Below are 21,928 nucleotides of genomic sequence, written 5' to 3'. Positions count from 1 at the left end.
ATTATACTGATTTTCTACGAAATTACAAGAACAGATCTTTGCAATTGCAAAGCGGACACTAAGAAAAACTCAAGAATATCGGAAAAAAATAAAGCCCGAGATAACTCGGGCTTTCAGATAAGCTGTTTAAGCTATTATTCCGCAGCTGCTTCAGCAACTTCCGGACGATCAACTAACTCAATGTAAGCCATTGGAGCGTTATCGCCTGCACGGAAACCACATTTTAAGATACGAGTATAACCACCCGCACGTTGTGCAAAACGTGGACCTAATTCATTGAATAATTTAGCAACTGTTTCTACGTTGCGAGTACGAGCAAAAGCTAAGCGGCGATTTGCAACGCTGTCTTCTTTTGCTAAAGTAATTAATGGTTCAACTACACGACGTAACTCTTTAGCTTTAGGCAAAGTTGTTTTAATGATCTCATGACCGATTAAAGCACTTGCCATATTACGGAACATCGCTTGGCGATGGCTGCTGTTACGGTTTAATTGACGTCCACTCTTACGATGGCGCATAACCTATTCCTTCTTAGAAAATCTAATACCTAAAATTAGTCTTCGGCAATACTTGCCGGAGGCCAATTCTCAAGGCGCATACCCAGTGATAAGCCGCGAGAAGCAAGCACATCCTTAATCTCAGTAAGTGATTTCTTACCAAGATTAGGTGTTTTTAATAACTCGACTTCTGTACGTTGTACTAAATCACCGATATAGTGAATTGTCTCTGCTTTCAAACAGTTAGCAGAACGAACTGTCAGCTCTAAATCATCTACCGGACGAAGTAAAATCGGATCGAACTCCGGTTTTTCTTCTTTCACTTCAGGCTGACGAACATCACGTAAATCAACGAATGCATCTAACTGTTCTGCTAAAATTGTAGCAGCGCGACGAATGGCTTCTTCTGGATCGATTGTGCCATTTGTTTCCATCTCAATGATAAGTTTATCTAAGTCAGTACGCTGTTCAACACGCGCAGCTTCCACATTATAAGCAATGCGATCTACTGGGCTGAAACGAGCATCAACTAATAAACGACCGATTGGACGATCTTCATCTTGAGAATGTACGCGAGCAGATGCCGGTACATAACCACGACCACGCTGAACACGAATACGCATACTAATTGATGCGTCTTTATCTGTTAAATGACAGATAACATGGTGTGGATTTACAATTTCTACGTCACCATCATGCGTAATGTCGGCTGCAGTTACAGGGCCAATTCCAGACTTATTTAGTGTCAAAATAATATCATCTTTACCCGACACTTTTACCGCTAGACCTTTAAGGTTTAACAATACTTCAAGAATATCTTCTTGTACGCCTTCTTTGCTGCTGTATTCATGCAATACACCATCAATTTCAACTTCTGTAACGGCACAACCCGGCATAGACGAAAGTAAAATGCGACGAAGTGCGTTACCTAATGTATGGCCAAAACCACGTTCTAACGGTTCTAAGGTCACTTTTGCGTGAGTAGAACTAACTTGTTCGATATTCACTAAGTGCGGCTTTAAAAATTCTGTCACAGAACCCTGCATTTTATCCTCTCTTTGTTTTTAAGCTTTATTTACTAATCTAATAATGTAATTTTAAAAATTAACTATTATTTAGAGTAAAGCTCAACGATCAGATGTTCGTTAATATCTGCTGATAAGTCAGAGCGTTCAGGAGTACGTTTAAATACACCTTCCATCTTAGTTGCATCAACTTCTAACCAAGTCGGTTTTTCACGTTGAGTTGCTAATTCTAATGATGCTTTGATACGTGCTTGTTTTTTAGATTTCTCACGAACAGCAACCACATCATCAACAGAAACTTGATAAGAAGGAATATTCACTACACGACCGTTTACTACGATAGATTTGTGGCTTACAAGCTGACGCGCTTCAGCACGAGTTGCAGCAAAACCCATACGGTAAACTACGTTGTCTAAACGACCTTCTAATAATACTAATAAGTTCTCACCGGTATTACCTTTTAAGCGGTTTGCTTCTGTATAGTAATTACGGAATTGACGTTCTAAGATACCATAGATACGGCGAACTTTTTGTTTTTCACGTAACTGACTACCGTAGTCAGATAAACGTGGCTTGCGTGCACCGTGTTGACCTGGTGCTACATCAAGACGATTTCTACATTTTGATTCAATCGCACGAACGCCTGATTTAAGGAATAAATCAGTACCTTCACGACGGCTTAGCTTGAGCTTAGGACCCAAATATCTTGCCATTTTCTTTCTCCAATTATTCTAACGTCAATTAAACGCGACGTTTTTTCGGTGGACGACAACCGTTATGAGGAATCGGAGTCACATCAGTAATATTCGTGATACGGAAACCTGCTGCATTTAATGCACGGATTGTTGATTCACGACCTGGACCCGGACCTTTAACCATAACTTCCAAGTTCTTTAAGCCGAATTCTTTAACAGCTTCAGCACAACGTTCAGCAGCCACTTGCGCAGCGAACGGAGTTGATTTACGAGAACCACGGAAACCTGAACCACCTGCGGTTGCCCATGCAAGAGCGTTACCTTGACGGTCAGTAATAGTCACGATTGTGTTATTGAAAGATGCGTGGATATGAGCTACGCCATCTGCAATCTGTTTTTTAACGCGCTTACGTGCGCGAACTGGTGTTTTAGCCATTATTTATCTACTCCGATTATTTTTTGATCGGTTTGCGTGGACCCTTACGAGTACGCGCATTAGTCTTAGTACGTTGACCACGTACCGGTAAACTACGACGATGACGTAAACCACGATAGCAACCTAAGTCTAAAAGACGTTTGATGCTTAATGTTACTTCACGACGTAAATCACCTTCGACAGTAAATTTACCAACTTCTTCACGCAGTTTTTCAATCTGCTCTTCAGACAATTCTCTGATCTTTACATCTTCAGCAATACCCGTCGCTGCACAGATAGCTTTAGCACGAGTTTTACCGATACCGTAAATTGCAGTTAATGCGATTACAGTGTGTTTTTGATCAGGAATGTTAATGCCTGCAATACGGGCCACTATGCACTCCTATTATTTAAGTTTATTGATATGCTGATCTTGAAAAGCCCGTTTCAGGATACTCAAACAGCATATCAGGACGAATGAGCTGAGCAGTATACCTGCTCAGCGGGTTCTTTGCAAGAAAGAATACTAATTAACCTTGACGTTGTTTGTGTTTAGGATCGCTACAAATTACGCGAACAACACCTTCACGTTTAACAACTTTACAGTTACGGCATAATTTCTTAACTGAAGCACGAACTTTCATTGCTTATCCTTTTGATCTAAGGGACTATTGCCCTAAGCCTTTCAAATTGGCTTTCTTCAACACAGAGTCATATTGTAATGACATTAAATGACTTTGAACCTGTGCGATGAAATCCATAATAACTACCACTACGATTAATAGTGAAGTACCGCCTAATTGGAATGGTACTTTCCATAGAGATGTAATGATATAAGGAACCAAACAAACAAAAGTAATATATAACGCACCGATTAAGGTTAAACGCGTCATTACTTTATCAATATAACGTGATGTTTGTTCGCCTGGTCGATAACCTGGTACAAACGCACCTGATTTCTTCAAATTATCCGCCGTATCACGAGGATTATATTGCATTCCCGTATAGAAGAATGCAAAGAAGATTACTGCCATTGTGAATAACACAAGATATAACGGTTGTCCTGGCTGTAATAATTGTGATAAGTCAAATAACCACTCAAGTCCTTCGCTTTGACCAAACCACTGCGTAATACTTGCAGGGAATAAAATGATACTTGAAGCGAAAATCGCAGGAATTACACCTGCCATATTAACTTTTAATGGTAAATGAGATGATCTAGCCGGCGCCATCATTCTGCCTTGCTGGCGACTTGCATAATTTACCACAATTCTTCTTTGTCCGCGTTCAACAAAGACAACAAAATATGTTACTGCAAATGCAATTATAGCTACTAATAAAAGAACAAGTGGAGAAATTTCGCCTTGACGAGCTTGCTCAATTGTTTGCCCAATTGTTGCCGGTAAATCTGCAACAATACCTGCAAAGATAATCAAAGAGATACCGTTACCGATACCGCGCTCAGTGATTTGCTCACCTAACCACATAAGGAACATTGTTCCCGTAACTAGGCTGATTACAGAAGTTACATAGAATAAGATACTTGGATTAGGAACTAATCCTTGTAACATATTCGGTAGGGCAATTGAAATACCAATAGACTGAATAAATGCTAATAACAATGTACCATAACGAGTATATTTACTAATCTTACGACGTCCTGCCTCACCTTCTTTCTTCAGCTCTGCTAAAGGAGGATGAATCGCTGTCAATAATTGAACAATAATTGACGCCGAAATATAAGGCATAATACCTAATGCAAATATAGACGCTCGGCTTAAAGCACCACCAGAGAACATATTGAACATGTCAATGATGGTGCCTTGCTGTTGTCGAACTAATTCGGATAATACAGAAGCATCAATGCCAGGAACAGGTATAAAAGAACCGATACGGAAAACGATTAACGCACCTAAAACAAATAATAATCTTGATTTAAGCTCGCCAGTCCCTTTTTGTGTACTACCTTGGTACCCTGGTTGCTTTGCCATCTATTATTCCTCGATAGAACCGCCAGCAGCTTCGATAGCAGCTTTAGCGCCTTTAGTTACACCTAAACCTTTAACTACAACCGCTTTTTCAATTTTACCCGCTAAAATTACTTTTACAGATAAAATATCTTTAGTGATTACGTTTGCAGCTTTAAGTGATTCTAAAGTTACTTCGTTACCATCTACTTTAGCTAAGTCGTTTAAACGAATTTCAGCAACATGGAATGACTTTAATGAAGTAAAACCAAATTTTGGTAAACGACGGTATAAAGGCATTTGACCACCCTCGAAACCACGACGAACACCGCCGCCTGTACGAGATTTTTGACCTTTATGACCGCGACCACCAGTTTTACCTAAACCAGAACCGATACCACGACCTAAACGTTTAGCACTGTGCTTAGCACCTTCAGCTGGAGAAAGAGAATTTAAACGCATTCTATTATTCCTCCACTTTAACCATATATGACACTTGATTAATCATACCGCGAACTGCCGGAGTATCGATTAATTCAACTGTATGACGAATATGACGAAGACCTAAACCTTTTAACGTTGCTTTATGTTTCGGTAAACGAGCAATAGAGCTACGAGTTTGAGTTACTTTAATTGTTTTTGCCATATTCAATTACCCCAAAATTTCTTCAACGGTTTTACCGCGTTTAGCAGCAACCATTTCAGGTGATTTCATATTTGCAAGCGCATCGATTGTTGCGCGAACAACGTTAATTGGGTTGGTTGAACCGTATGCTTTAGAAAGAACGTTACGAACACCCGCCACTTCTAAGACAGCACGCATCGCACCACCGGCGATGATACCAGTACCTTCGCTAGCCGGTTGCATGAATACGCGTGAACCAGTGTGTGAACCTTTAACAGGATGTTGTAATGTACCTTCGTTTAAAGCTACGTTAATCATATTGCGACGAGCTTTTTCCATCGCTTTTTGGATCGCTGCTGGAACTTCACGTGCTTTACCGTAACCAAAACCAACACGACCGTTACCATCGCCTACTACTGTCAAAGCAGTGAAGCTCATGATACGACCACCTTTTACGGTTTTTGATACACGGTTAACCGCGATTAGCTTTTCCTGCAGTTCACCAGCTTGTTTTTCGATGTTTGACATCTCAAATTCCTCTATTAGAACTGTAGACCAGCTTCACGAGCAGCGTCTGCTAATACTTGCACACGACCGTGGTATTTGAAACCTGAACGATCAAATGCAACTGCTTGAATACCTTTAGCTAAAGCACGTTCTGCAACTAATTTACCAACTACTGCAGCTGCGTCTTTATTACCAGTATATTTAACTTGCTCTTTAATTACTTTCTCAACAGTTGAAGCTGCTGCTAGTACTTCTGAGCCATTAGGTGCAATAACCTGCGCATAAATATGGCGAGGCGTGCGATGCACAACCAGACGGGTTGCACCTTGCTCTCTCATTAAATGACGTGCACGGGTTGCACGACGGATACGAGCTACTTTCTTATCCATAGTGTTACCTTACTTTACTTTTTCTTCGCTTCTTTTGTACGAACTACTTCATCCGAGTAACGTACACCTTTGCCTTTATAAGGCTCTGGACGGCGATATGCACGAATATCAGCTGCTACTTGGCCGATTAACTGTTTGTCTGCACTCTTAAGAACAATTTCTGTTTGAGACGGACATTCACCAGTTACGCCAGCTGGCAACGTATGTTCAATTGGGTGTGAATAGCCTAAACTTAAAGCAACTACGTTGCCTTTCATTTGTGCTCTATAACCAACACCGACTAATTGCAATTTCTTAGTAAAGCCTTCAGTAACACCGATAACCATAGCATTAACAAGTGCACGAGCAGTACCTGCTTGAGCATCTGCATTTGCAACACCAGCACGTGGTGCGAAAGTTAATGCGTTAGCATCTTGATTTACTTCAACTGCATTATGAATTTCACGAGATAACTCGCCGTTTTTACCTTTAACTGTTAATAGCTGACCGTTGAGTTTTACTTCAACACCGGCAGGAATATTAACAGGTGCTTTTGCAACACGAGACATTCTTCCTACCTCTCTATTATGCTACGTAACAGATAATTTCACCGCCGAGACCCGCTTGACGCGCTGCACGGTCGGTCATTACACCTTTAGATGTAGAAACAACTGCGATACCTAAACCACCCATAACTTTTGGTAATTCGTCTTTACGTTTGTAAATACGAAGACCAGGACGGCTTACGCGTTGGATACTTTCTACAACCGGTTTGTTTTGGAAATATTTTAAAGTGATTTCCAATTCAGGTTTAGAACCTTCAACAATTTTGAAGCTCTCAACATAACCTTCTTCAGCTAAAACGCTTGCAATAGCAACTTTTAACTTAGATGAAGGCATACTGATTGCAACTTTATTCGCAGCTTGACCGTTACGAATACGGGTCAGCATATCTGCGATTGGATCTTGCATGCTCATGTATTTACTCCCATGATTCCAAATTAAAAGAGGTTATTACCAGCTTGCTTTCTTAAGGCCTGGAATTTCACCGCGCATTGCAGCTTCACGTACCTTAATACGGCTTAAACCAAACTTACGAAGTACACCGTGTGGACGACCAGTTTGGCGGCAACGGTTACGCTGACGGCTAGGACTTGAATCGCGCGGAAGTGTTTGTAGTTTTAACACTGCCGCCCAACGATCTTCGTCTGAAGAATTTGCATCAGAGATGATTTTCTTTAATTCTTCACGTTTAGCGTAGAATTTATCAGCTAATTTAGCACGTTTAACATCACGTGCAATCATTGATTGTTTTGCCACGATAACCTACCTTATTTACGGAATGGGAAATTGAAAGCAGCTAATAAAGCTTGGCCTTCTTCATCGCTTTTCGCAGTTGTGGTGATAGTAATATCTAAACCACGTACACGATCTACTTTATCATAGTCGATTTCTGGGAAAATGATTTGTTCACGAACACCCATACTGTAATTACCACGACCGTCGAATGACTTCGCATTTAAACCACGGAAGTCACGGATACGTGGAACAGCGATAGTAATCAATCTTTCAAAGAATTCCCACATACGTTCGCCACGTAGGGTTACTTTGCATCCGATTGGATATCCCTGACGGATTTTAAAGCCTGCAACAGATTTGCGCGCTTTAGTAATTAAAGGTTTCTGACCGCTAATTGCTGTTAGATCCGCTACTGCGTTATCTAAAAGTTTTTTATCGGTCAATGCTTCACCCACACCCATATTCAGGGTAATCTTTTCGATTCGTGGGACTTGCATGACAGATGAGTAGTTGAATTTAGCTTTTAATTCATTAACTACTTGATCTCTGTAGTAATCATGCAGTTTCGCCATCGCATTACTCCAGTTAATTAAATAATTTCATTATTAGATTTGAAGAAACGTACTTTTTTACCGTCTTCGAATCTAAAACCTACACGGTCAGCTTTATTTGTTTTCGGATTGAAAATTGCAATATTTGACGCATCAATTGCAGCTTCTTTCTTCACTAAGCCACCAGCTTTACCTAAAGCAGGAACCGGTTTTTCATGTTTAGTGATGATTTTAACGCCTTCAACAATCACTTTACCGTTTGGTAACACTTGAGTTACCTTACCACGTTTGCCCTTATCTTTACCGGTAAGAACAATTACTTCATCATTTTGACGGATTTTAGCAGCCATTACATTCCCCTTACAGTACTTCTGGAGCTAATGAAATGATCTTCATAAACTTCTCAGAACGAAGTTCACGAGTCACAGGTCCAAAAATACGAGTACCGATTGGTTGCTCAGTGTTATTGTTTAAAATTACACAAGCGTTACCATCGAAACGAATAACTGAGCCATCTGGGCGACGAACACCCTTCTTGGTGCGCACAACAACTGCTTTTAACACATCACCTTTTTTAACTTTACCGCGTGGAATTGCTTCTTTTACAGTAACTTTGATAATGTCGCCAATAGCAGCGTAACGACGGTGCGATCCACCTAGAACCTTGATACACATTACGCTACGAGCCCCTGAGTTATCAGCAACATCCAGCATAGTCTGTTCTTGGATCATATTAGTGCTCCGTTAAATTAAAAAACACCCTTTCGGGACGAAAACCCACTTACCCTATGTAAGCAGGTGGCGAATTATACCTCAATAACCTATTATAAATCAAATAAAATTTTACAAATAAGCGGTTATATTTCGCTTAAAAATCACAAATAAAAAAGCCCTAACAGTTTAGCTTTAGGGCTTAAGATTTGCAAAAAAACAAGCGGTATTACACCGCTTGTTTATCAATAAATTTGTAGATTAAGCTACTGCTTTTTCTACAACACGAACTAAAGTGTGCGATTTAGTTTTTGAAACAGGACGACATTCCTTAATTTCTACTACATCACCTAATTTAGCTTCGTTGTTTTCATCGTGTACGTGTAATTTAGTAGTACGACGAATGAATTTACCGTATAAAGGGTGTTTCACTGTACGTTCGATAGCAACTACAAATGATTTGTCCATTTTGTCGCTAACTACTTTACCTTGTACTGTACGAATTTTATCAGTCATTACTCACCCGCCTTTTCGGTTAATACAGTTTTAACTTGTGCAATACTACGACGCACTTGTTTTAACTGATGGGTTTGTTGAAGCTGACCGGTGGCTGCTTGCATACGCAATTTGAATTGTTCACCTAAAAGGTTGATTAATTCAGCATTCAGCTCTTCAACATTTTTGTTACGTAGTTCTTGAGCTTTCATTACATCACCGTCTTAGTTACAAATGTGGTTTTAACTGGTAATTTCGCTGCCGCTAACGCAAATGCGTGACGTGCGATTTCTTCAGAAACACCATCCATTTCATATAAAACTTTACCCGGTTGGATTAAAGCTACCCAGTACTCAACGTTACCTTTACCTTTACCCATACGGACTTCTAATGGTTTTTCAGTAATTGGTTTGTCTGGGAACACACGGATCCAGATTTTACCTTGACGTTTAACTGCACGTGTCATTGCACGACGTGCCGCTTCGATTTGACGAGCTGTTAAACGGCAGCGACCAACTGCTTTTAAACCGAATGTACCGAAGCTCACTTCTGTACCGCCCGCGATACCACGGTTACGGCCTTTGTGTACTTTACGGAATTTTGTGCGTTTTGGTTGTAACATTCAGTGATTCTCCTTATTTACGACCTTTGCCACGTGGCGCCTTTTTAGGCTGTGCCGCTGGTTCTTTTTCAGATTCAATCACTGCAGCCATACCACCGAGGATTTCACCTTTGAAGATCCACACTTTAACGCCGATTACGCCGTAAGTTGTGTGAGCTTCCGCAGTGTTATAGTCGATGTCTGCACGAAGTGTATGTAATGGCACACGGCCTTCACGATACCACTCTGAGCGAGCGATTTCTGCACCACCTAAACGACCGCTAACTTCAACTTTGATACCTTTAGCACCTAAACGCATTGCGTTTTGTACCGCACGTTTCATTGCACGACGGAACATTACACGACGTTCAAGTTGAGAAGCGATGCTATCTGCTACTAATTTAGCATCTAGCTCAGGTTTTTTCACTTCAGCGATGTTGATTTGAGCCGGAACGCCAGCAATTTGAGATACTGCGTTACGTAATTTTTCAACATCTTCGCCTTTTTTACCGATAACGATACCAGGACGAGCTGTGTGGATAGTTACACGAATGCTTTTTGCAGGACGTTCAATAGTGATACGTGATACTGAAGCGTTCGCTAACTCTTTGTTTAAGAATTTACGTACTTTGAAATCGCCGTCTAAGTTATCAGCGAAATCTTGTGTATTCGCGAACCAAGTAGAGTTCCATGGTTTAACAATACCAAGGCGAATACCATTAGGATGTACTTTCTGACCCATTTGTTATTCTCCTACCGATTAACGATCTGACACAACCACAGTAATGTGGCTTGTACGTTTTAAGATACGATCTGCACGACCTTTTGCACGTGGCATTACACGTTTCATGCTTGGACCTTCATCTACGAAGATTTTAGCAACTTTAAGATCGTCTACATCTGCACCATCATTGTGCTCTGCGTTTGCAATAGCTGATTCTAATACTTTCTTAACTAAAGCTGATGCTTTTTTGTTTGTGAAAGTTAAAATTTCTAATGCTTGCGCAACTTTTTTACCGCGAATTAAGTCAGCAACTAAGCGAGCCTTTTGTGCAGAGGTACGAGCGTAACGATGTTTAGCAATAGTTTCCATCTTTTACCTCTTATTTCTTAGCTTTCTTATCTGCGGCATGACCGCGGTATGTACGAGTCGGTGCAAATTCACCTAATTTATGACCGATCATTTCGTCTGATACATAAACTGGAACGTGCTGACGACCATTATGGACTGCGATGGTCAAACCAATCATTGATGGAATGATCATTGAACGACGGGACCAAGTTTTAATTGGTTTTTTATCCCCGCTTTCCACCGCCTTCTCTACCTTCTTCAACAAGTGTAGGTCAAGGAAAGGACCTTTCTTGAGGGAACGTGGCATTGGACTATCCTATATTATTGAATAAAATTATTTGCCACGACGACGTACGATGTATTTATCAGTACGTTTGTTGTGACGAGTTTTCTTACCTTTGGTTTGAACGCCCCAAGGTGTAACAGGGTGTTTACCGAAGTTACGACCTTCACCACCACCGTGCGGGTGGTCTACCGGGTTCATCGCAGTACCACGAACTGTAGGGCGAACGCCTCTCCAGCGGTTAGCACCAGCTTTACCAAGAACGCGAAGCATATGCTCTGAGTTACCTACTTCACCGATGGTTGCAGTACACTCAGCTAATACTTTACGCATTTCGCCTGAACGAAGACGTAAAGTTACATAGTTACCTTCACGAGCGATAATTTGTACATAAGCACCAGCAGAACGTGCAATTTGACCACCTTTACCAGGTTTTAATTCAACGTTATGAACTGTAGTACCTACTGGGATATTACGCATTGGTAACGCATTACCAGCTTTAATTGGAGCTGAAGCGCCTGCTTGAATCGTATCACCAACAGATAAACCTTTTGGTGCTAAGATATAACGGCGTTCACCATCTTTATAAAGCACTAATGCAATGTTCGCAGAACGGTTTGGATCGTATTCTAAACGCTCAACTACTGCAGGGATATCTAACTTGTTACGTTTGAAATCCACTAAACGGTAGTGTTGTTTGTGACCGCCACCAATGTGACGAGTTGTGATACGACCTAAATTGTTACGACCACCAGTTTTAGATTTGCTATCTAATAAAGGTGCATAAGGTTTACCCTTATGTAATTCTGCGTTAACAACTTTAACTACGTGACGACGACCAGCGGAGGTCGGCTTACATTTAACGATAGCCATTTATAAATTCTCCTCCGTAATTACTCTGCCGCACCTTCAACGAAGTCAAGTGATTGACCTTCTTGAAGAGTAACATAAGCTTTTTTCCAGTCACTACGACGACCTGATTTAGCACCGTGACGTTTAGTTTTACCTTTAACAACAACAGTACGTACAGAATCCACTTTCACTTCAAATAATTGTTCAACTGCGTTAGCAATTTCAACTTTGTTAGCATCTAATGCTACTTTGAAAACGATAGTGTTGTCTTTTTCAGCATTATTCGTCGCTTTTTCAGAGATATGTGGTGCTTTAAGCACTTTTAGCAAACGTTCTTGTTGAATCATGCTAACATCTCCTCAATTTGTTTTACCGCATCAGCAGTGATAACCACTTTATCGAAAGCGATTAAACTTACCGGATCGATACCTTGAACATCACGAACATCTACTTTGTATAAGTTACGTGCTGCTAAGAATAGATTCTCATCTAAGTTTGCAGTAATGATTAAAGCGTCGTTTAACGCTAAATCTTTTAATTTTTGTACTAATACTTTAGTTTTTGGCGCTTCGATTTCGAATTTCTCAACAACCACTAAACGTTCTTGACGAACTAATTCAGAAAGGATGCTTTTGATTGCACCACGGTACATTTTTTTGTTCACTTTTTGGCTGTGATCTTGTGGTTTCGCAGCGAATGTGATACCACCTGAACGCCAGATTGGTGATTTGATATCACCTGAACGTGCGCGACCTGTACCTTTTTGACGCCAAGGTTTTTTACCTGAACCAGACACTTCAGCACGAGTTTTTTGAGCGCGTGAACCTTGACGAGCACCTGCTGCATATGCAACAACTACTTGGTGGATTAACGCTTCGTTAAACTCACGTCCGAAGGTAGTTTCAGAAACAGTTAGTGCGTTTGCACCTACAACTTGTAATTCCATCTCTATCTCCTAGACTTATGCTTTAACTGCCGGTTTTACGATAACATCACTATTAGTTGCGCCCGGAACGGCACCTTTAACTAATAATAATTTACGCTCAGCATCTACACGAACAACTTCAAGTGATTGAACGGTTACACGCTCAGCACCTAAGTGTCCTGCCATTTTTTTACCTTTAAACACACGACCCGGAGTTTGGTTTTGACCAATAGAACCAAGTACACGATGTGATAAAGAGTTACCGTGGGTAGCATCTTGGGTACGGAAGTTCCAACGTTTAACACCACCTTGGAAACCTTTACCTTTAGAAGTACCGGTAACATCTACTTTTTTAACATCTGTGAAGATGTCAACATTGATTTCTTGACCTAAAGTGAATTCTTCACCTTCAGTACGAAATTCCCATAAACCGCGACCAGCTTCAACACCTGCTTTCACGAAATGGCCTGCTTCCGGCTTAGTTACGCGATTCGCTTTTTTCGAACCGGTAGTAACTTGAATTGCAGAATAGCCATCGTTTTCAAGGGTTTTAACTTGAGTAACACGGTTGGCTTCGATTTCGATAACGGTAACTGGAATTGACACGCCGTCTTCAGTGAAAACGCGGGTCATACCAACTTTACGACCGACTAAACCAATCATTGTAATAACCTCTTAAAATTCCCAATTAACCTAGACTAATCTGAACATCAACGCCAGCAGCTAGATCTAAACGCATTAATGCATCAACAGTTTTTTCTGTTGGCTCAACAATATCAACTAAACGTTTGTGAGTACGGATTTCATATTGGTCACGTGCATCTTTGTTCACGTGTGGAGAAATCAATACAGTAAAACGTTCTTTACGAGTTGGTAAAGGAATTGGACCACGAACTTGTGCACCAGTACGTTTAGCTGTTTCTACGATCTCCGCAGTAGATTGATCAATTAAACGATGATCAAATGCTTTTAAGCGGATACGGATTCTTTGGTTCTGCATTAGACCAGAGCTCCAATTAAAATTTAGCTAATAAAAAAACCGAACTACCACTTAAACCATATAGCATAAGGGAGCGCAGTTATACCTATATAGTTTCCAAATCGGAAACATTGTATGTACTACAATATCTGTAGTACCGCTTGATAAATGATTACACCAAGCGACTCTAAAAATCTTCGCATCTACATCGTAAATACGATGAGCGTTAAAGTGGCGGTATTCTAGTGTAAAAAACACTTAAAAGCAAGACTTAATTTTATTTTTCTGAAAAATGCCGTTTAAAGCGAATCGGGCGTATTTTTACTCTTTATTATATTTACATTATTGACATTAAATAATTTATTTTGCAAAATATACATAAATTTCACTCATTAAAAAATAATCATATATAAAAAAGGAGAAACATAATGGCAATATCCCCAAAAAAGTTCCAATATCTTAAGGAGATTTTTAGTCCTCTTGGAGAAATTAACTTCAAAAGCTATTTTTCTTACTTAGGCTTAGGAATATTTAAAGACGATACTATGTTCGCCCTCTATGATCATAAAAACGATCGACTATACTTAAGAAGATCCGCTCAATTCTATCCGGAAATTATAAGAACCATACCGATACATTTTTTAATTGATCGCCGTATCGGTAAGCAACAATCTCATATTTTTTATCTTATACCTTCTTCTATTATTCACAATCTTCATTTATATACTCATTGGATTCTCTCTGCTATCGAAGAATATCAAACTGCAAAGGCCAAATTGATTTCTCAAAATAAAAATAAAATTCGTCTGCTTCCTAATTTGAATATCAATATAGAAAGGTTATTGGCGCGTATTGAGATTTATACCGTAGATGATTTAAAAAACGTAGGCGTAATTAATGCGTTTGTAAAACTGATAATGCTAGGCTTGGAAGTAACCGAATTACTCCTCTTTAAACTCTACGCTGCGCTCGAACATAAATATATCTATATGTTATCCAAGCAAGAAAAACAATCCCTATTAATTGAAGCCGATTTATCTCTCTATAACGCAGGCCTACGTAAACGCTTCACTATCTCACAGGCTAGCTAATTTGCTTTATTTATGATCCATGTCACAAAATCAATAAAAAAACCGGGAAGGAATACTGTAAGCCGGTTCCTTTCTGATTATCTCAATGCTACCATCCTACCTATAACTTGTTAGTTTATTTAAGTAAAATCTACTTTTATCCATAGGAGAACACAATGGAATTCCGTATTGAAAAAGATACCATGGGCGAAGTTCAAGTACCTGCTAATCGTTATTGGGCGGCACAAACCGAGCGTTCACGTAATAATTTTAAAATCGGTCCCGAAGCGTCAATGCCTAAAGAAATTATTGAAGCGTTCGGTTACTTGAAAAAAGCTGCGGCATTTGCCAACACAGATTTAGGCGTATTGCCTGCGGAAAAACGTGATTTAATCGCTCAAGCCTGTGATGAAATCCTTGCCGGTAAATTAGACGAAGAATTCCCGCTTGTAATCTGGCAAACCGGTTCCGGTACGCAATCCAATATGAACTTAAATGAAGTTATTGCAAACCGTGCGCATGTTATTCACGGCGGTAAATTAGGTGAGAAATCGGTTATTCACCCGAATGATGACGTAAACAAATCACAATCGTCAAACGACACTTATCCGACAGCAATGCACATCGCCGCTTATAAAAAAGTGGTTGAACAAACTATCCCTGCGGTAGAACGTTTACAAAAAACCTTTGCGGCAAAATCGGAAGCATTTAAAGACGTAGTAAAAATCGGCCGTACGCACTTAATGGATGCGACGCCATTAACATTAGGTCAAGAATTTTCCGCTTATGCGGCACAATTACATTTCGGTTTAATCGCACTGAAAAACACTTTACCGCATTTACGTCAAATGGCATTAGGCGGTACGGCGGTAGGTACCGGCTTAAATACACCGAAAGGCTATGATGTGAAAGTTGCCGAATATATTGCAAAATTTACCGGTTTACCGTTTATCACGGCGGAAAATAAATTCGAAGCATTAGCAACTCACGATGCAATCGTTGAAACACATGGTGCGTTAAAACAAATTGCGATGTCTTTATTCAAAATTGCGAACGACATTCGTTTATTAGCTTCAGGCCCTCGTTCCGGTATCGGCGAAATTTTAATTCCTGAAAACGAACCGGGTTCATCAATTATGCCGGGTAAAGTAAACCCGACTCAATGCGAAGCGATGACGATGGTTGCGGCACAAGTATTAGGTAACGATACCACTATTTCATTTGCCGGTAGCCAAGGTCACTTCCAATTAAACGTATTTAAACCGGTAATGGCGGCAAACTTCTTACAATCCGCGCAACTTTTAGCGGACGTTTGTATCTCGTTTGACGAACATTGTGCGACAGGTATCGAACCGAATTACCAACGCATTAAGCAACAGCTTGACCAATCATTAATGTTGGTAACCGCATTAAATACGCATATCGGTTATGAAAATGCGGCGAAAATTGCGAAAACCGCACATAAAAACGGTACAACTTTAAAAGAAGAAGCGATTAACTTAGGCTTAGTGACCGCAGAACAATTCGACGAGTGGGTTCGTCCGGAAGATATGGTGGGTAGCTTAAAATAAGCTAACACTTATATGAAAAGGCTATCAAACGATAGCCTTTTTTACTATGTCAAGTTGTAGAACAAGCGGTTAAATTTCAGTGTTTTTTTGCAAAACTTTCTCGAAATTTAACCGCTTGTTTCATTCAATACTTATTGAATCTTAGCTAAAAGCGTTCCATTCGCCGTTTACCGCACAACCGATAACTTCAAAACGGTTGGTAAAGACGGTCAGATTCGCAATTTTCCCCGCTTCAATCGAACCTAAACGATCATCAACACCAATCGCTTTCGCCGGATAGTAGTTACACATTCTTAGCGTTTCATCTAACGGAATACCGACTTCTTGCACCGCATTTTTAACCGATTCGATCATCGTAATGGATGCTCCGCCTAAAGTGCCGTTAGCGTCATAGCATTTGCCGTCACGCACATATACGGTCGTACCGACAAAATCAAATTGTTCGATATCCGAACCTGCCGCTGCGGTGGCATCAGTAACGATACAAAGTTTATCGCCTTTAGCTCGTTTGGCGATTTTGACATTACCGAATTCGACGTGTAAACCGTCCACAATAATACCGGTATAAACCTCATCGCTGTCTAACACCGCACCGACAACGCCCATTGCACGTCCGGAACTAATCGGCGACATCGCATTGTGTAAATGGGTAGCAAAGGTCGCACCGTTGGCAAACGCTTGTTTTGCCACTTCATAAGTGGCGTTCGAATGCCCGACCGACACAATGATGCCGCTCTTCACAAACTCAGGAATTGCTTTTGCGGTCGGGTTTTCCGCCGCTAAGGTAATTTTGGTGATCACATCAGCGTTATCACATAAAAACTGCTGCATTTCGGTGCTGATTTCACGCACATATTCGGCACGGTGTACACCTTTTTTCTCAAGGCTGAGATAAGGGCCTTCCAAATGCAAGCCGAGCGCTTGGTTTTGATATTTCTGCAAATAATCACGCATCGCCGCCACTACTTGCTTCATTCCCTCATCAGGCGCAGTAATAAAGGTCGGCAAATAACTTGTCGTGCCGGAACGTAAATTGGTTTGCTGCATAATCTCAAAAGTGCGGACGGTCGGTTCACTATTTACCATTACGCCGCCACAGCCGTTTAGCTGTAAATCAATAAAACCGGCGGTAAGATTATGCCCTTGTAAATCGATACGTTGGATATCGTCCGCTAATTGTTCTTCACGAACAATCGCTTGAATTCTGTCATTTTCAATAACCACAGCGTGTCCGTAAAGCACCTCTTTGGCGGTATAAATCACGCTATTAGTAAAAGCATATTTCATTCTTGTTCTCCAAATGAAAAGGTCTGTTTATAGTGTAACAGACCTTAAAACTTACAACACGCTTTGAATCGCTTGCGTTTCCAATTGGGTGAAATATTTCACGGTTTTGACTTTGAGTTCTTGCGTTGCCGGTTCGTCACACACTACGATGCCTCGTTTGTGCAGTTGTAAGGCACTAACTGTCCACATATGGTTTACCGAGCCTTCGACACAAGCCTGTAACGCCAACGCTTTATTATAGCCGGTAATCAGCAACATCACTTCTTCCGCATCGAGTAATGTCGCCACACCGACGGTTAAAGCGTATTTCGGCACTTTAGTAATATCATTATCAAAAAAGCGCGAATTGGCGATTAAGGTATCTTCGGTCAAGGTTTTAATACGAGTACGAGAACCCAAAGAGGAAGCCGGTTCGTTAAACGCAATATGACCGTCCACACCGACGCCGCCCATAAATAAGTGAATTTTGCCGTATGACTTGATTTTCTCTTCATAACGGCGACATTCCGCATCGTGATCCTCGGTATTGCCGTTCAAAATATTGATATTTTGCGGTTGGATATCGATATGATCAAAGAAGTTACGGTACATAAAGGTATGGTAACTCTGCGGATGTTCCTTAGGTAAGCCGACATATTCGTCCATATTAAAGGTCACCACGTGCTGAAAGCTCACTTCGCCGGCTTGATATAAGCGAATCAATTCTTTATAGGTTTGTAACGGCGTACCGCCGGTCGGCAAACCTAACACAAAAGGACGATCAGCGGTCGGCTGAAATCGATTGATTCGTTCAACAATATGGCGAGCTGCCCAACGGCTTACTTGCTCACTGGTTTGTAACGGGATAAGACGCATAAGATTTCCTAATTATTGTTGTTATAGCTATATCACAAGCGGTCAAATTTTATAAAAATTTTGCATAAAGCACTTTTGCCACTTCAAGTTGTTTGTCGGTTGCTTTAGCGGTCATCGGTTCACGGCAATAACCGGCTTCCACACCTTGTAATTTAAGTAACTCTTTAATGGTGAGATATAAACCGTTCGCTAAAATGCCTTCAATCAAATCATTGGTCACGTGTTGTACCGCTAACGCTTCCGCCAATTTACCTTGTTTGGTCAATTCAAAAATTTGACGAGCGCGCGGTGCGTTCACGTTGAAGGTCGAACCGATTGCACCGTCCACACCTAGTGCCACTGCCGGTAACATCATTTCATCAAAACCCGCCCAAATTAAATGATTCGGATAGGCTTTTTTCAAACGTTCCAATAAATAGAAATCGCCTGCGGTAAATTTTACGCCTAAAATTTTCGGGTTTTTATACAATTCGCCGAACTGCTCGACACCGATATTCACACCGGTTAAGAACGGAATCGAATAGACGATCATATTGTTGCCGGTTTCCGCAATAATGGTGTCGTAATAATGTTTGATTTCGGCAAAGCTGAATTTGTAATAGAACGGTGTCACCGCCGATAAACAGTCATAGCCTAATTCGGTTGCGTATTTCCCTAATTCGACCGCTTCTTGTAAATTCACGCTACCTACTTGGGCAATCAGGGCAATTTGATCTTTCGCTTCGTCTTTTGCGATACGGAAGATTTCCTTTTTCTCCGCAGTAGAAAGCATAAAGTTTTCGCCGGTCGAACCGCCGACATATAAACCGTCCACTTTCATTTTGTCGATATTATGACGAATGATTTGGCGTAAGCCTTTTTCATTAATTGAGCCGTCCTCGTTGAATGCCACGAGTAACGCACTAAAAATACCGGTTAAGTTTTTCATATTATGTTCCTTATCAATTCAATTAAAAATGTTGTTCCGCCCATGCCGCCGCACCGATTAAACCGGCATCGCCGCCATATTTTGCTGCTTCCAATTCACAATGATAGAAATGCGGCATTTCGGATAAATATTTTTGCACGAGCGGTAAATAACCTTCCGCCAAGCCGACACTGCCGCCGATCACCACTTTTTGCGTATCTAAACCGATGGTTAAATCCGCCACTAAATTAGCAATGGCTTTTGCAGATTTTTCGACTAATTCGACCGCTTGCACTCTGCCCGCTTGGAATTGCTCAAACACTTGTTTCGGCGTACAAGGTTCCGTCCATCGGCTTGAAACCGCTTCAATCGCTCGCCCGGAAGCAACCGCTTCCACACAGCCTCGGCGACCACAGCCGCAAACAGGTCCGTTCGGATCCGCTAAAGTATGCCCGATATGTCCTGCTACGCCATTCGGTTGGGTTAGCAATTTGCCGTTTTGGATAATGCCGCCGCCAACCCCGGTTGAAACGGTAATAAAGACGAAATTTTCGACCGCTTGTTTATCTTGATGTTGATATTCGGCGCAAGCCGCCGCCTGTACGTCATTTAACAAGAAAATCGGTTTATCGGTATGACGTGCAATACTTTCTTGCAACGGGAAAAAAGCCAACCCGCCTAAATTCTTCGGATTTAATGCGGTTAAAACGCCGTTATTGATAATACCGGTCGAAGCTACCGATACCGCATCAAACTGCCCTTGGTACTGTTGCAAAATGTCCGCCAACGTTTGATGCATTGCTTCCGCCGCATCTTGTTGCGGTGTGCCGATTTGTCGGCGTTGAGAAATTATGCCGTTTTCGACTAATGCCGAGGCAATTTTAGTCCCGCCGATATCTAATGCCAAACAACGCATAAACGCCTCCTAAACTTTTGCGGTTTTTATCTCGTCGGCAAACCAACTCACGATATGTTCCAAACGTGTTAATGCCGAACCGACCGTAACGCAATCCGCACCGATTTCAATCGCGGTTTTTGCCAGTTGCGGCGAGTTATAACGCCCTTCCGCCATCACGAAGCAGCCGGCCGCTTTTAAGTCTTTTACCAGCTGATAATCCGGTTCATTCGGTACTTCTCCGCCGGTATAACCCGACATCGTACTACCGACAATATCAAAACCGAGTTGCTGACAATATAACCCCTCTGCCAAAGTCGAGCAGTCCGCCATGGCCAAACAGCCTTGCTCGTGAATACGTTTTAACGCCGCTTCAATCGTAACCGGTCGAACACGATCCGTACCGTCCACCGCAATAATATCGGCACCGGCTGTAGCTAGATCATCAATATCTTGTAAAAACGGTGTAATACGTACCGGACTATCCGGTAAATCACGTTTTACAATCGCAATAATCGGCGCTTTCACCGTCGGACGAGTCGCTTTTAAATTATCGACCCCTTCAATGCGTAATCCTGCCGCACCGCCGATAAGCGAGGCTTGCGCCATCGCCGCCACGATCTCCGGTTTGTCCATCGGGCCGTCATCAACCGGCTGACACGAAGCGATTAAACCGTTTCGAATCGTATTCAATACTTCCGTATGAGATAACTTTGACATATAAACTCCTTGAGTTCGTTATGCTTTCAAATACAGCTTATACATAGCTTTCTAATAACTGACGCAAAACTGCATAACCTTGTAAATTAAAATGTAACCCGTCCGTGGTTAAATCGGCATTCAAATCACCTTTATGATCGGCAAACGCATCAAACGTCTTAATAAATGTAATATGGGGCGGACAATGTTCGGCTAAATAAGTATTAAGTTGCTGAATTTGAGCATTCGTTACCGTATTAATACGACAAACAGGCGTGGCTTCAAGTAAAAAATAACGGGTATGCGGCGTAGCAAGCGGTCTAATTTGCTCGATAATTTGCAATAACCATTCCATCACTTGCGCCGGAGAATAATCGGCTTCTTTAACAATATCGTTCACGCCGAGAAAAAAGAAAACGGACTGTCCCAGCTTTTTAATATGTTGCGGTTTCGCAATCACATCTAAGTATTGACGAGTACTCACGCCGGAAATGCCCAAATTAGCGACCGATTGTCCTTTTAACACAATCTCCGCTTGCCAATCATTCCACATATCAAATAAAGAATGACCGACTAAACTGATTGCGGCTTCTCGCTCGAATTCTCCGGACTTGGTTTGATAACGTTGGAAAATATCTGAATCTGATAACATTTCTCCAAACCCTATAAATTTTATGAATAAATACACCATTTATTATAGCTTCAATGGAGCAATTTTCATTCATAAAGTTTAAAATCTGTGAAGTACTTCTCATTAATTTTTCCAACGAATGAAAA

Annotated in this window: 36 protein-coding genes; 2 read left to right on the top strand and 34 right to left on the bottom strand. The window is 41.2% G+C overall.

Annotation, left to right across the window (positions count from 1 at the left end):
* Window positions 1–134 precede the first annotated feature (134 nt).
* The 28 genes from rplQ to rpsJ form a co-directional block, all read right to left on the bottom strand.
* Window positions 135–518 (bottom strand): 50S ribosomal protein L17, encoded by a 384-nt coding sequence (gene rplQ, locus DY200_RS09255; protein ID WP_115587763.1) that lies wholly within the window; start codon window positions 516–518, stop codon window positions 135–137.
* Between the two features lie 35 nt (window positions 519–553).
* On the bottom strand, window positions 554–1,543 hold the full coding sequence (locus DY200_RS09250; protein WP_005619415.1) for a DNA-directed RNA polymerase subunit alpha: 990 nt from the start codon (window positions 1,541–1,543) through the stop codon (window positions 554–556).
* 65 nt (window positions 1,544–1,608) lie between these two features.
* Window positions 1,609–2,235, bottom strand: a complete 627-nt coding sequence (rpsD, locus tag DY200_RS09245; RefSeq protein ID WP_005599325.1) for a 30S ribosomal protein S4 — start codon at window positions 2,233–2,235, stop codon at window positions 1,609–1,611.
* A 28-nt stretch (window positions 2,236–2,263) separates the two neighbouring features.
* Window positions 2,264–2,653, bottom strand: coding sequence for a 30S ribosomal protein S11 (rpsK, locus tag DY200_RS09240; protein WP_005599323.1), 390 nt, complete (start codon window positions 2,651–2,653; stop codon window positions 2,264–2,266).
* A gap of 16 nt (window positions 2,654–2,669) precedes the next feature.
* Window positions 2,670–3,026: a 30S ribosomal protein S13 gene (gene rpsM, locus DY200_RS09235; protein ID WP_005599322.1), complete on the bottom strand. Its 357-nt coding sequence runs from the start codon at window positions 3,024–3,026 to the stop codon at window positions 2,670–2,672.
* A 136-nt stretch (window positions 3,027–3,162) separates the two neighbouring features.
* Complete coding sequence (gene rpmJ / locus DY200_RS09230; protein ID WP_005599318.1) at window positions 3,163–3,276, bottom strand: 50S ribosomal protein L36; 114 nt, start codon at window positions 3,274–3,276, stop codon at window positions 3,163–3,165.
* Window positions 3,277–3,300: 24 nt separating this feature from the next.
* Window positions 3,301–4,623: a preprotein translocase subunit SecY gene (gene secY, locus DY200_RS09225; protein WP_043991919.1), complete on the bottom strand. Its 1,323-nt coding sequence runs from the start codon at window positions 4,621–4,623 to the stop codon at window positions 3,301–3,303.
* Window positions 4,624–4,626: 3 nt separating this feature from the next.
* On the bottom strand, window positions 4,627–5,061 hold the full coding sequence (gene rplO / locus DY200_RS09220; protein ID WP_005602615.1) for a 50S ribosomal protein L15: 435 nt from the start codon (window positions 5,059–5,061) through the stop codon (window positions 4,627–4,629).
* 4 nt (window positions 5,062–5,065) lie between these two features.
* On the bottom strand, window positions 5,066–5,245 hold the full coding sequence (rpmD, locus tag DY200_RS09215; RefSeq protein ID WP_005599315.1) for a 50S ribosomal protein L30: 180 nt from the start codon (window positions 5,243–5,245) through the stop codon (window positions 5,066–5,068).
* Window positions 5,246–5,251: 6 nt separating this feature from the next.
* Complete coding sequence (gene rpsE / locus DY200_RS09210; RefSeq protein WP_005599314.1) at window positions 5,252–5,752, bottom strand: 30S ribosomal protein S5; 501 nt, start codon at window positions 5,750–5,752, stop codon at window positions 5,252–5,254.
* Window positions 5,753–5,766: 14 nt separating this feature from the next.
* Entirely contained in the window at window positions 5,767–6,120 is a 354-nt protein-coding gene (gene rplR / locus DY200_RS09205) for a 50S ribosomal protein L18 (RefSeq protein ID WP_005599310.1), read from the bottom strand.
* A gap of 14 nt (window positions 6,121–6,134) precedes the next feature.
* Entirely contained in the window at window positions 6,135–6,668 is a 534-nt protein-coding gene (gene rplF, locus DY200_RS09200) for a 50S ribosomal protein L6 (protein WP_014992364.1), read from the bottom strand.
* A gap of 16 nt (window positions 6,669–6,684) precedes the next feature.
* Complete coding sequence (gene rpsH, locus DY200_RS09195; RefSeq protein ID WP_005619408.1) at window positions 6,685–7,077, bottom strand: 30S ribosomal protein S8; 393 nt, start codon at window positions 7,075–7,077, stop codon at window positions 6,685–6,687.
* 36 nt (window positions 7,078–7,113) lie between these two features.
* Window positions 7,114–7,419: a 30S ribosomal protein S14 gene (rpsN, locus tag DY200_RS09190; protein ID WP_005602614.1), complete on the bottom strand. Its 306-nt coding sequence runs from the start codon at window positions 7,417–7,419 to the stop codon at window positions 7,114–7,116.
* An 11-nt stretch (window positions 7,420–7,430) separates the two neighbouring features.
* Entirely contained in the window at window positions 7,431–7,970 is a 540-nt protein-coding gene (gene rplE / locus DY200_RS09185) for a 50S ribosomal protein L5 (protein ID WP_005619405.1), read from the bottom strand.
* 17 nt (window positions 7,971–7,987) lie between these two features.
* Window positions 7,988–8,299 (bottom strand): 50S ribosomal protein L24, encoded by a 312-nt coding sequence (gene rplX / locus DY200_RS09180; RefSeq protein ID WP_005599300.1) that lies wholly within the window; start codon window positions 8,297–8,299, stop codon window positions 7,988–7,990.
* 10 nt (window positions 8,300–8,309) lie between these two features.
* Complete coding sequence (gene rplN / locus DY200_RS09175; RefSeq protein WP_005619403.1) at window positions 8,310–8,681, bottom strand: 50S ribosomal protein L14; 372 nt, start codon at window positions 8,679–8,681, stop codon at window positions 8,310–8,312.
* Between the two features lie 240 nt (window positions 8,682–8,921).
* A complete protein-coding gene (rpsQ, locus tag DY200_RS09170) occupies window positions 8,922–9,176 on the bottom strand; it encodes a 30S ribosomal protein S17 (protein WP_005599296.1) in 255 nt (84 codons plus the stop codon).
* The gene (rpmC, locus tag DY200_RS09165; RefSeq protein WP_005599295.1) at window positions 9,176–9,367 is read right to left on the bottom strand and encodes a 50S ribosomal protein L29; all 192 of its coding nucleotides are present in this window, start codon (window positions 9,365–9,367) and stop codon (window positions 9,176–9,178) included. The genes rpsQ and rpmC overlap by 1 nt, the downstream gene beginning before the upstream one ends.
* Complete coding sequence (rplP, locus tag DY200_RS09160; RefSeq protein ID WP_005599294.1) at window positions 9,367–9,777, bottom strand: 50S ribosomal protein L16; 411 nt, start codon at window positions 9,775–9,777, stop codon at window positions 9,367–9,369. The genes rpmC and rplP overlap by 1 nt, the downstream gene beginning before the upstream one ends.
* A gap of 13 nt (window positions 9,778–9,790) precedes the next feature.
* Window positions 9,791–10,498 (bottom strand): 30S ribosomal protein S3, encoded by a 708-nt coding sequence (gene rpsC / locus DY200_RS09155; RefSeq protein WP_005599293.1) that lies wholly within the window; start codon window positions 10,496–10,498, stop codon window positions 9,791–9,793.
* An 18-nt stretch (window positions 10,499–10,516) separates the two neighbouring features.
* Entirely contained in the window at window positions 10,517–10,849 is a 333-nt protein-coding gene (gene rplV / locus DY200_RS09150; protein WP_010945717.1) for a 50S ribosomal protein L22, read from the bottom strand.
* 10 nt (window positions 10,850–10,859) lie between these two features.
* Window positions 10,860–11,135 carry a 30S ribosomal protein S19 gene (gene rpsS, locus DY200_RS09145; protein WP_005539416.1) on the bottom strand — a complete coding sequence of 92 codons (276 nt, stop codon included), beginning with the start codon at window positions 11,133–11,135 and terminating at the stop codon, window positions 10,860–10,862.
* Between the two features lie 27 nt (window positions 11,136–11,162).
* Complete coding sequence (rplB, locus tag DY200_RS09140) at window positions 11,163–11,984, bottom strand: 50S ribosomal protein L2 (protein ID WP_014992368.1); 822 nt, start codon at window positions 11,982–11,984, stop codon at window positions 11,163–11,165.
* A 20-nt stretch (window positions 11,985–12,004) separates the two neighbouring features.
* Window positions 12,005–12,310: a 50S ribosomal protein L23 gene (gene rplW / locus DY200_RS09135; protein ID WP_005711171.1), complete on the bottom strand. Its 306-nt coding sequence runs from the start codon at window positions 12,308–12,310 to the stop codon at window positions 12,005–12,007.
* Window positions 12,307–12,909: a 50S ribosomal protein L4 gene (rplD, locus tag DY200_RS09130; RefSeq protein WP_005599282.1), complete on the bottom strand. Its 603-nt coding sequence runs from the start codon at window positions 12,907–12,909 to the stop codon at window positions 12,307–12,309. The genes rplW and rplD overlap by 4 nt, the downstream gene beginning before the upstream one ends.
* Window positions 12,910–12,924: 15 nt before the next feature.
* On the bottom strand, window positions 12,925–13,551 hold the full coding sequence (rplC, locus tag DY200_RS09125; protein WP_005599280.1) for a 50S ribosomal protein L3: 627 nt from the start codon (window positions 13,549–13,551) through the stop codon (window positions 12,925–12,927).
* 25 nt (window positions 13,552–13,576) lie between these two features.
* Window positions 13,577–13,888: a 30S ribosomal protein S10 gene (rpsJ, locus tag DY200_RS09120; RefSeq protein ID WP_001181005.1), complete on the bottom strand. Its 312-nt coding sequence runs from the start codon at window positions 13,886–13,888 to the stop codon at window positions 13,577–13,579.
* Window positions 13,889–14,295: 407 nt separating this feature from the next.
* On the opposite strand from rpsJ, the gene DY200_RS09115 reads away from it, so the two are divergent.
* Together DY200_RS09115 and fumC are read left to right on the top strand one after the other, a co-directional pair.
* A complete protein-coding gene (locus DY200_RS09115) occupies window positions 14,296–14,958 on the top strand; it encodes a TfoX/Sxy family DNA transformation protein (RefSeq protein ID WP_115587762.1) in 663 nt (220 codons plus the stop codon).
* A 155-nt stretch (window positions 14,959–15,113) separates the two neighbouring features.
* On the top strand, window positions 15,114–16,508 hold the full coding sequence (gene fumC / locus DY200_RS09110; protein ID WP_012263385.1) for a class II fumarate hydratase: 1,395 nt from the start codon (window positions 15,114–15,116) through the stop codon (window positions 16,506–16,508).
* A 141-nt stretch (window positions 16,509–16,649) separates the two neighbouring features.
* On the opposite strand, the gene nagA is transcribed toward fumC, so the two are convergent.
* From nagA to DY200_RS09080, 6 genes are read right to left on the bottom strand one after another with little or no spacing between them, the layout of a single operon-like run.
* Entirely contained in the window at window positions 16,650–17,795 is a 1,146-nt protein-coding gene (gene nagA / locus DY200_RS09105) for an N-acetylglucosamine-6-phosphate deacetylase (protein ID WP_115587761.1), read from the bottom strand.
* Window positions 17,796–17,846: 51 nt separating this feature from the next.
* Window positions 17,847–18,650 (bottom strand): glucosamine-6-phosphate deaminase, encoded by an 804-nt coding sequence (gene nagB / locus DY200_RS09100; protein WP_005599267.1) that lies wholly within the window; start codon window positions 18,648–18,650, stop codon window positions 17,847–17,849.
* 49 nt (window positions 18,651–18,699) lie between these two features.
* Window positions 18,700–19,578: an N-acetylneuraminate lyase gene (gene nanA / locus DY200_RS09095; protein ID WP_115587760.1), complete on the bottom strand. Its 879-nt coding sequence runs from the start codon at window positions 19,576–19,578 to the stop codon at window positions 18,700–18,702.
* Between the two features lie 22 nt (window positions 19,579–19,600).
* On the bottom strand, window positions 19,601–20,473 hold the full coding sequence (locus DY200_RS09090) for an N-acetylmannosamine kinase (RefSeq protein ID WP_115587759.1): 873 nt from the start codon (window positions 20,471–20,473) through the stop codon (window positions 19,601–19,603).
* A 9-nt stretch (window positions 20,474–20,482) separates the two neighbouring features.
* The gene (locus DY200_RS09085; protein ID WP_115587758.1) at window positions 20,483–21,172 is read right to left on the bottom strand and encodes an N-acetylmannosamine-6-phosphate 2-epimerase; all 690 of its coding nucleotides are present in this window, start codon (window positions 21,170–21,172) and stop codon (window positions 20,483–20,485) included.
* A gap of 37 nt (window positions 21,173–21,209) precedes the next feature.
* Window positions 21,210–21,803: an SGNH/GDSL hydrolase family protein gene (locus DY200_RS09080; RefSeq protein WP_115587757.1), complete on the bottom strand. Its 594-nt coding sequence runs from the start codon at window positions 21,801–21,803 to the stop codon at window positions 21,210–21,212.
* Window positions 21,804–21,928: the final 125 nt, after the last annotated feature.

This window comes from Actinobacillus lignieresii (assembly GCF_900444945.1).
Classification (GTDB): Bacteria; Pseudomonadota; Gammaproteobacteria; order Enterobacterales; family Pasteurellaceae; genus Actinobacillus; species Actinobacillus lignieresii.
The sequence above is the reverse complement of the archived record's forward strand: the minus strand, read 5'-3'. Positions and strand labels throughout refer to the sequence as shown.

Bases quoted from the DNA above. Each gene is read 5' to 3' on its own strand.
- rplQ (WP_115587763.1), bottom strand. From the start codon at position 518: ATGCGCCATCGTAAGAGTGGACGTCAATTAAACCGTAACAGCAGCCAT.
- DY200_RS09250 (WP_005619415.1), bottom strand. From the start codon at position 1,543: ATGCAGGGTTCTGTGACAGAATTTTTAAAGCCGCACTTAGTGAATATC.
- rpsD (WP_005599325.1), bottom strand. From the start codon at position 2,235: ATGGCAAGATATTTGGGTCCTAAGCTCAAGCTAAGCCGTCGTGAAGGT.
- rpsK (WP_005599323.1), bottom strand. From the start codon at position 2,653: ATGGCTAAAACACCAGTTCGCGCACGTAAGCGCGTTAAAAAACAGATT.
- rpmJ (WP_005599318.1), bottom strand. From the start codon at position 3,276: ATGAAAGTTCGTGCTTCAGTTAAGAAATTATGCCGTAACTGTAAAGTT.
- secY (WP_043991919.1), bottom strand. From the start codon at position 4,623: ATGGCAAAGCAACCAGGGTACCAAGGTAGTACACAAAAAGGGACTGGC.
- rplO (WP_005602615.1), bottom strand. From the start codon at position 5,061: ATGCGTTTAAATTCTCTTTCTCCAGCTGAAGGTGCTAAGCACAGTGCT.
- rpmD (WP_005599315.1), bottom strand. From the start codon at position 5,245: ATGGCAAAAACAATTAAAGTAACTCAAACTCGTAGCTCTATTGCTCGT.
- rpsE (WP_005599314.1), bottom strand. From the start codon at position 5,752: ATGTCAAACATCGAAAAACAAGCTGGTGAACTGCAGGAAAAGCTAATC.
- rplR (WP_005599310.1), bottom strand. From the start codon at position 6,120: ATGGATAAGAAAGTAGCTCGTATCCGTCGTGCAACCCGTGCACGTCAT.
- rplF (WP_014992364.1), bottom strand. From the start codon at position 6,668: ATGTCTCGTGTTGCAAAAGCACCTGTTAATATTCCTGCCGGTGTTGAA.
- rpsH (WP_005619408.1), bottom strand. From the start codon at position 7,077: ATGAGCATGCAAGATCCAATCGCAGATATGCTGACCCGTATTCGTAAC.
- rplE (WP_005619405.1), bottom strand. From the start codon at position 7,970: ATGGCGAAACTGCATGATTACTACAGAGATCAAGTAGTTAATGAATTA.
- rplX (WP_005599300.1), bottom strand. From the start codon at position 8,299: ATGGCTGCTAAAATCCGTCAAAATGATGAAGTAATTGTTCTTACCGGT.
- rplN (WP_005619403.1), bottom strand. From the start codon at position 8,681: ATGATCCAAGAACAGACTATGCTGGATGTTGCTGATAACTCAGGGGCT.
- rpsQ (WP_005599296.1), bottom strand. From the start codon at position 9,176: ATGACTGATAAAATTCGTACAGTACAAGGTAAAGTAGTTAGCGACAAA.
- rpmC (WP_005599295.1), bottom strand. From the start codon at position 9,367: ATGAAAGCTCAAGAACTACGTAACAAAAATGTTGAAGAGCTGAATGCT.
- rplP (WP_005599294.1), bottom strand. From the start codon at position 9,777: ATGTTACAACCAAAACGCACAAAATTCCGTAAAGTACACAAAGGCCGT.
- rpsC (WP_005599293.1), bottom strand. From the start codon at position 10,498: ATGGGTCAGAAAGTACATCCTAATGGTATTCGCCTTGGTATTGTTAAA.
- rplV (WP_010945717.1), bottom strand. From the start codon at position 10,849: ATGGAAACTATTGCTAAACATCGTTACGCTCGTACCTCTGCACAAAAG.
- rpsS (WP_005539416.1), bottom strand. From the start codon at position 11,135: ATGCCACGTTCCCTCAAGAAAGGTCCTTTCCTTGACCTACACTTGTTG.
- rplB (WP_014992368.1), bottom strand. From the start codon at position 11,984: ATGGCTATCGTTAAATGTAAGCCGACCTCCGCTGGTCGTCGTCACGTA.
- rplW (WP_005711171.1), bottom strand. From the start codon at position 12,310: ATGATTCAACAAGAACGTTTGCTAAAAGTGCTTAAAGCACCACATATC.
- rplD (WP_005599282.1), bottom strand. From the start codon at position 12,909: ATGGAATTACAAGTTGTAGGTGCAAACGCACTAACTGTTTCTGAAACT.
- rplC (WP_005599280.1), bottom strand. From the start codon at position 13,551: ATGATTGGTTTAGTCGGTCGTAAAGTTGGTATGACCCGCGTTTTCACT.
- rpsJ (WP_001181005.1), bottom strand. From the start codon at position 13,888: ATGCAGAACCAAAGAATCCGTATCCGCTTAAAAGCATTTGATCATCGT.
- DY200_RS09115 (WP_115587762.1), top strand. From the start codon at position 14,296: ATGGCAATATCCCCAAAAAAGTTCCAATATCTTAAGGAGATTTTTAGT.
- fumC (WP_012263385.1), top strand. From the start codon at position 15,114: ATGGAATTCCGTATTGAAAAAGATACCATGGGCGAAGTTCAAGTACCT.
- nagA (WP_115587761.1), bottom strand. From the start codon at position 17,795: ATGAAATATGCTTTTACTAATAGCGTGATTTATACCGCCAAAGAGGTG.
- nagB (WP_005599267.1), bottom strand. From the start codon at position 18,650: ATGCGTCTTATCCCGTTACAAACCAGTGAGCAAGTAAGCCGTTGGGCA.
- nanA (WP_115587760.1), bottom strand. From the start codon at position 19,578: ATGAAAAACTTAACCGGTATTTTTAGTGCGTTACTCGTGGCATTCAAC.
- DY200_RS09090 (WP_115587759.1), bottom strand. From the start codon at position 20,473: ATGCGTTGTTTGGCATTAGATATCGGCGGGACTAAAATTGCCTCGGCA.
- DY200_RS09085 (WP_115587758.1), bottom strand. From the start codon at position 21,172: ATGTCAAAGTTATCTCATACGGAAGTATTGAATACGATTCGAAACGGT.
- DY200_RS09080 (WP_115587757.1), bottom strand. From the start codon at position 21,803: ATGTTATCAGATTCAGATATTTTCCAACGTTATCAAACCAAGTCCGGA.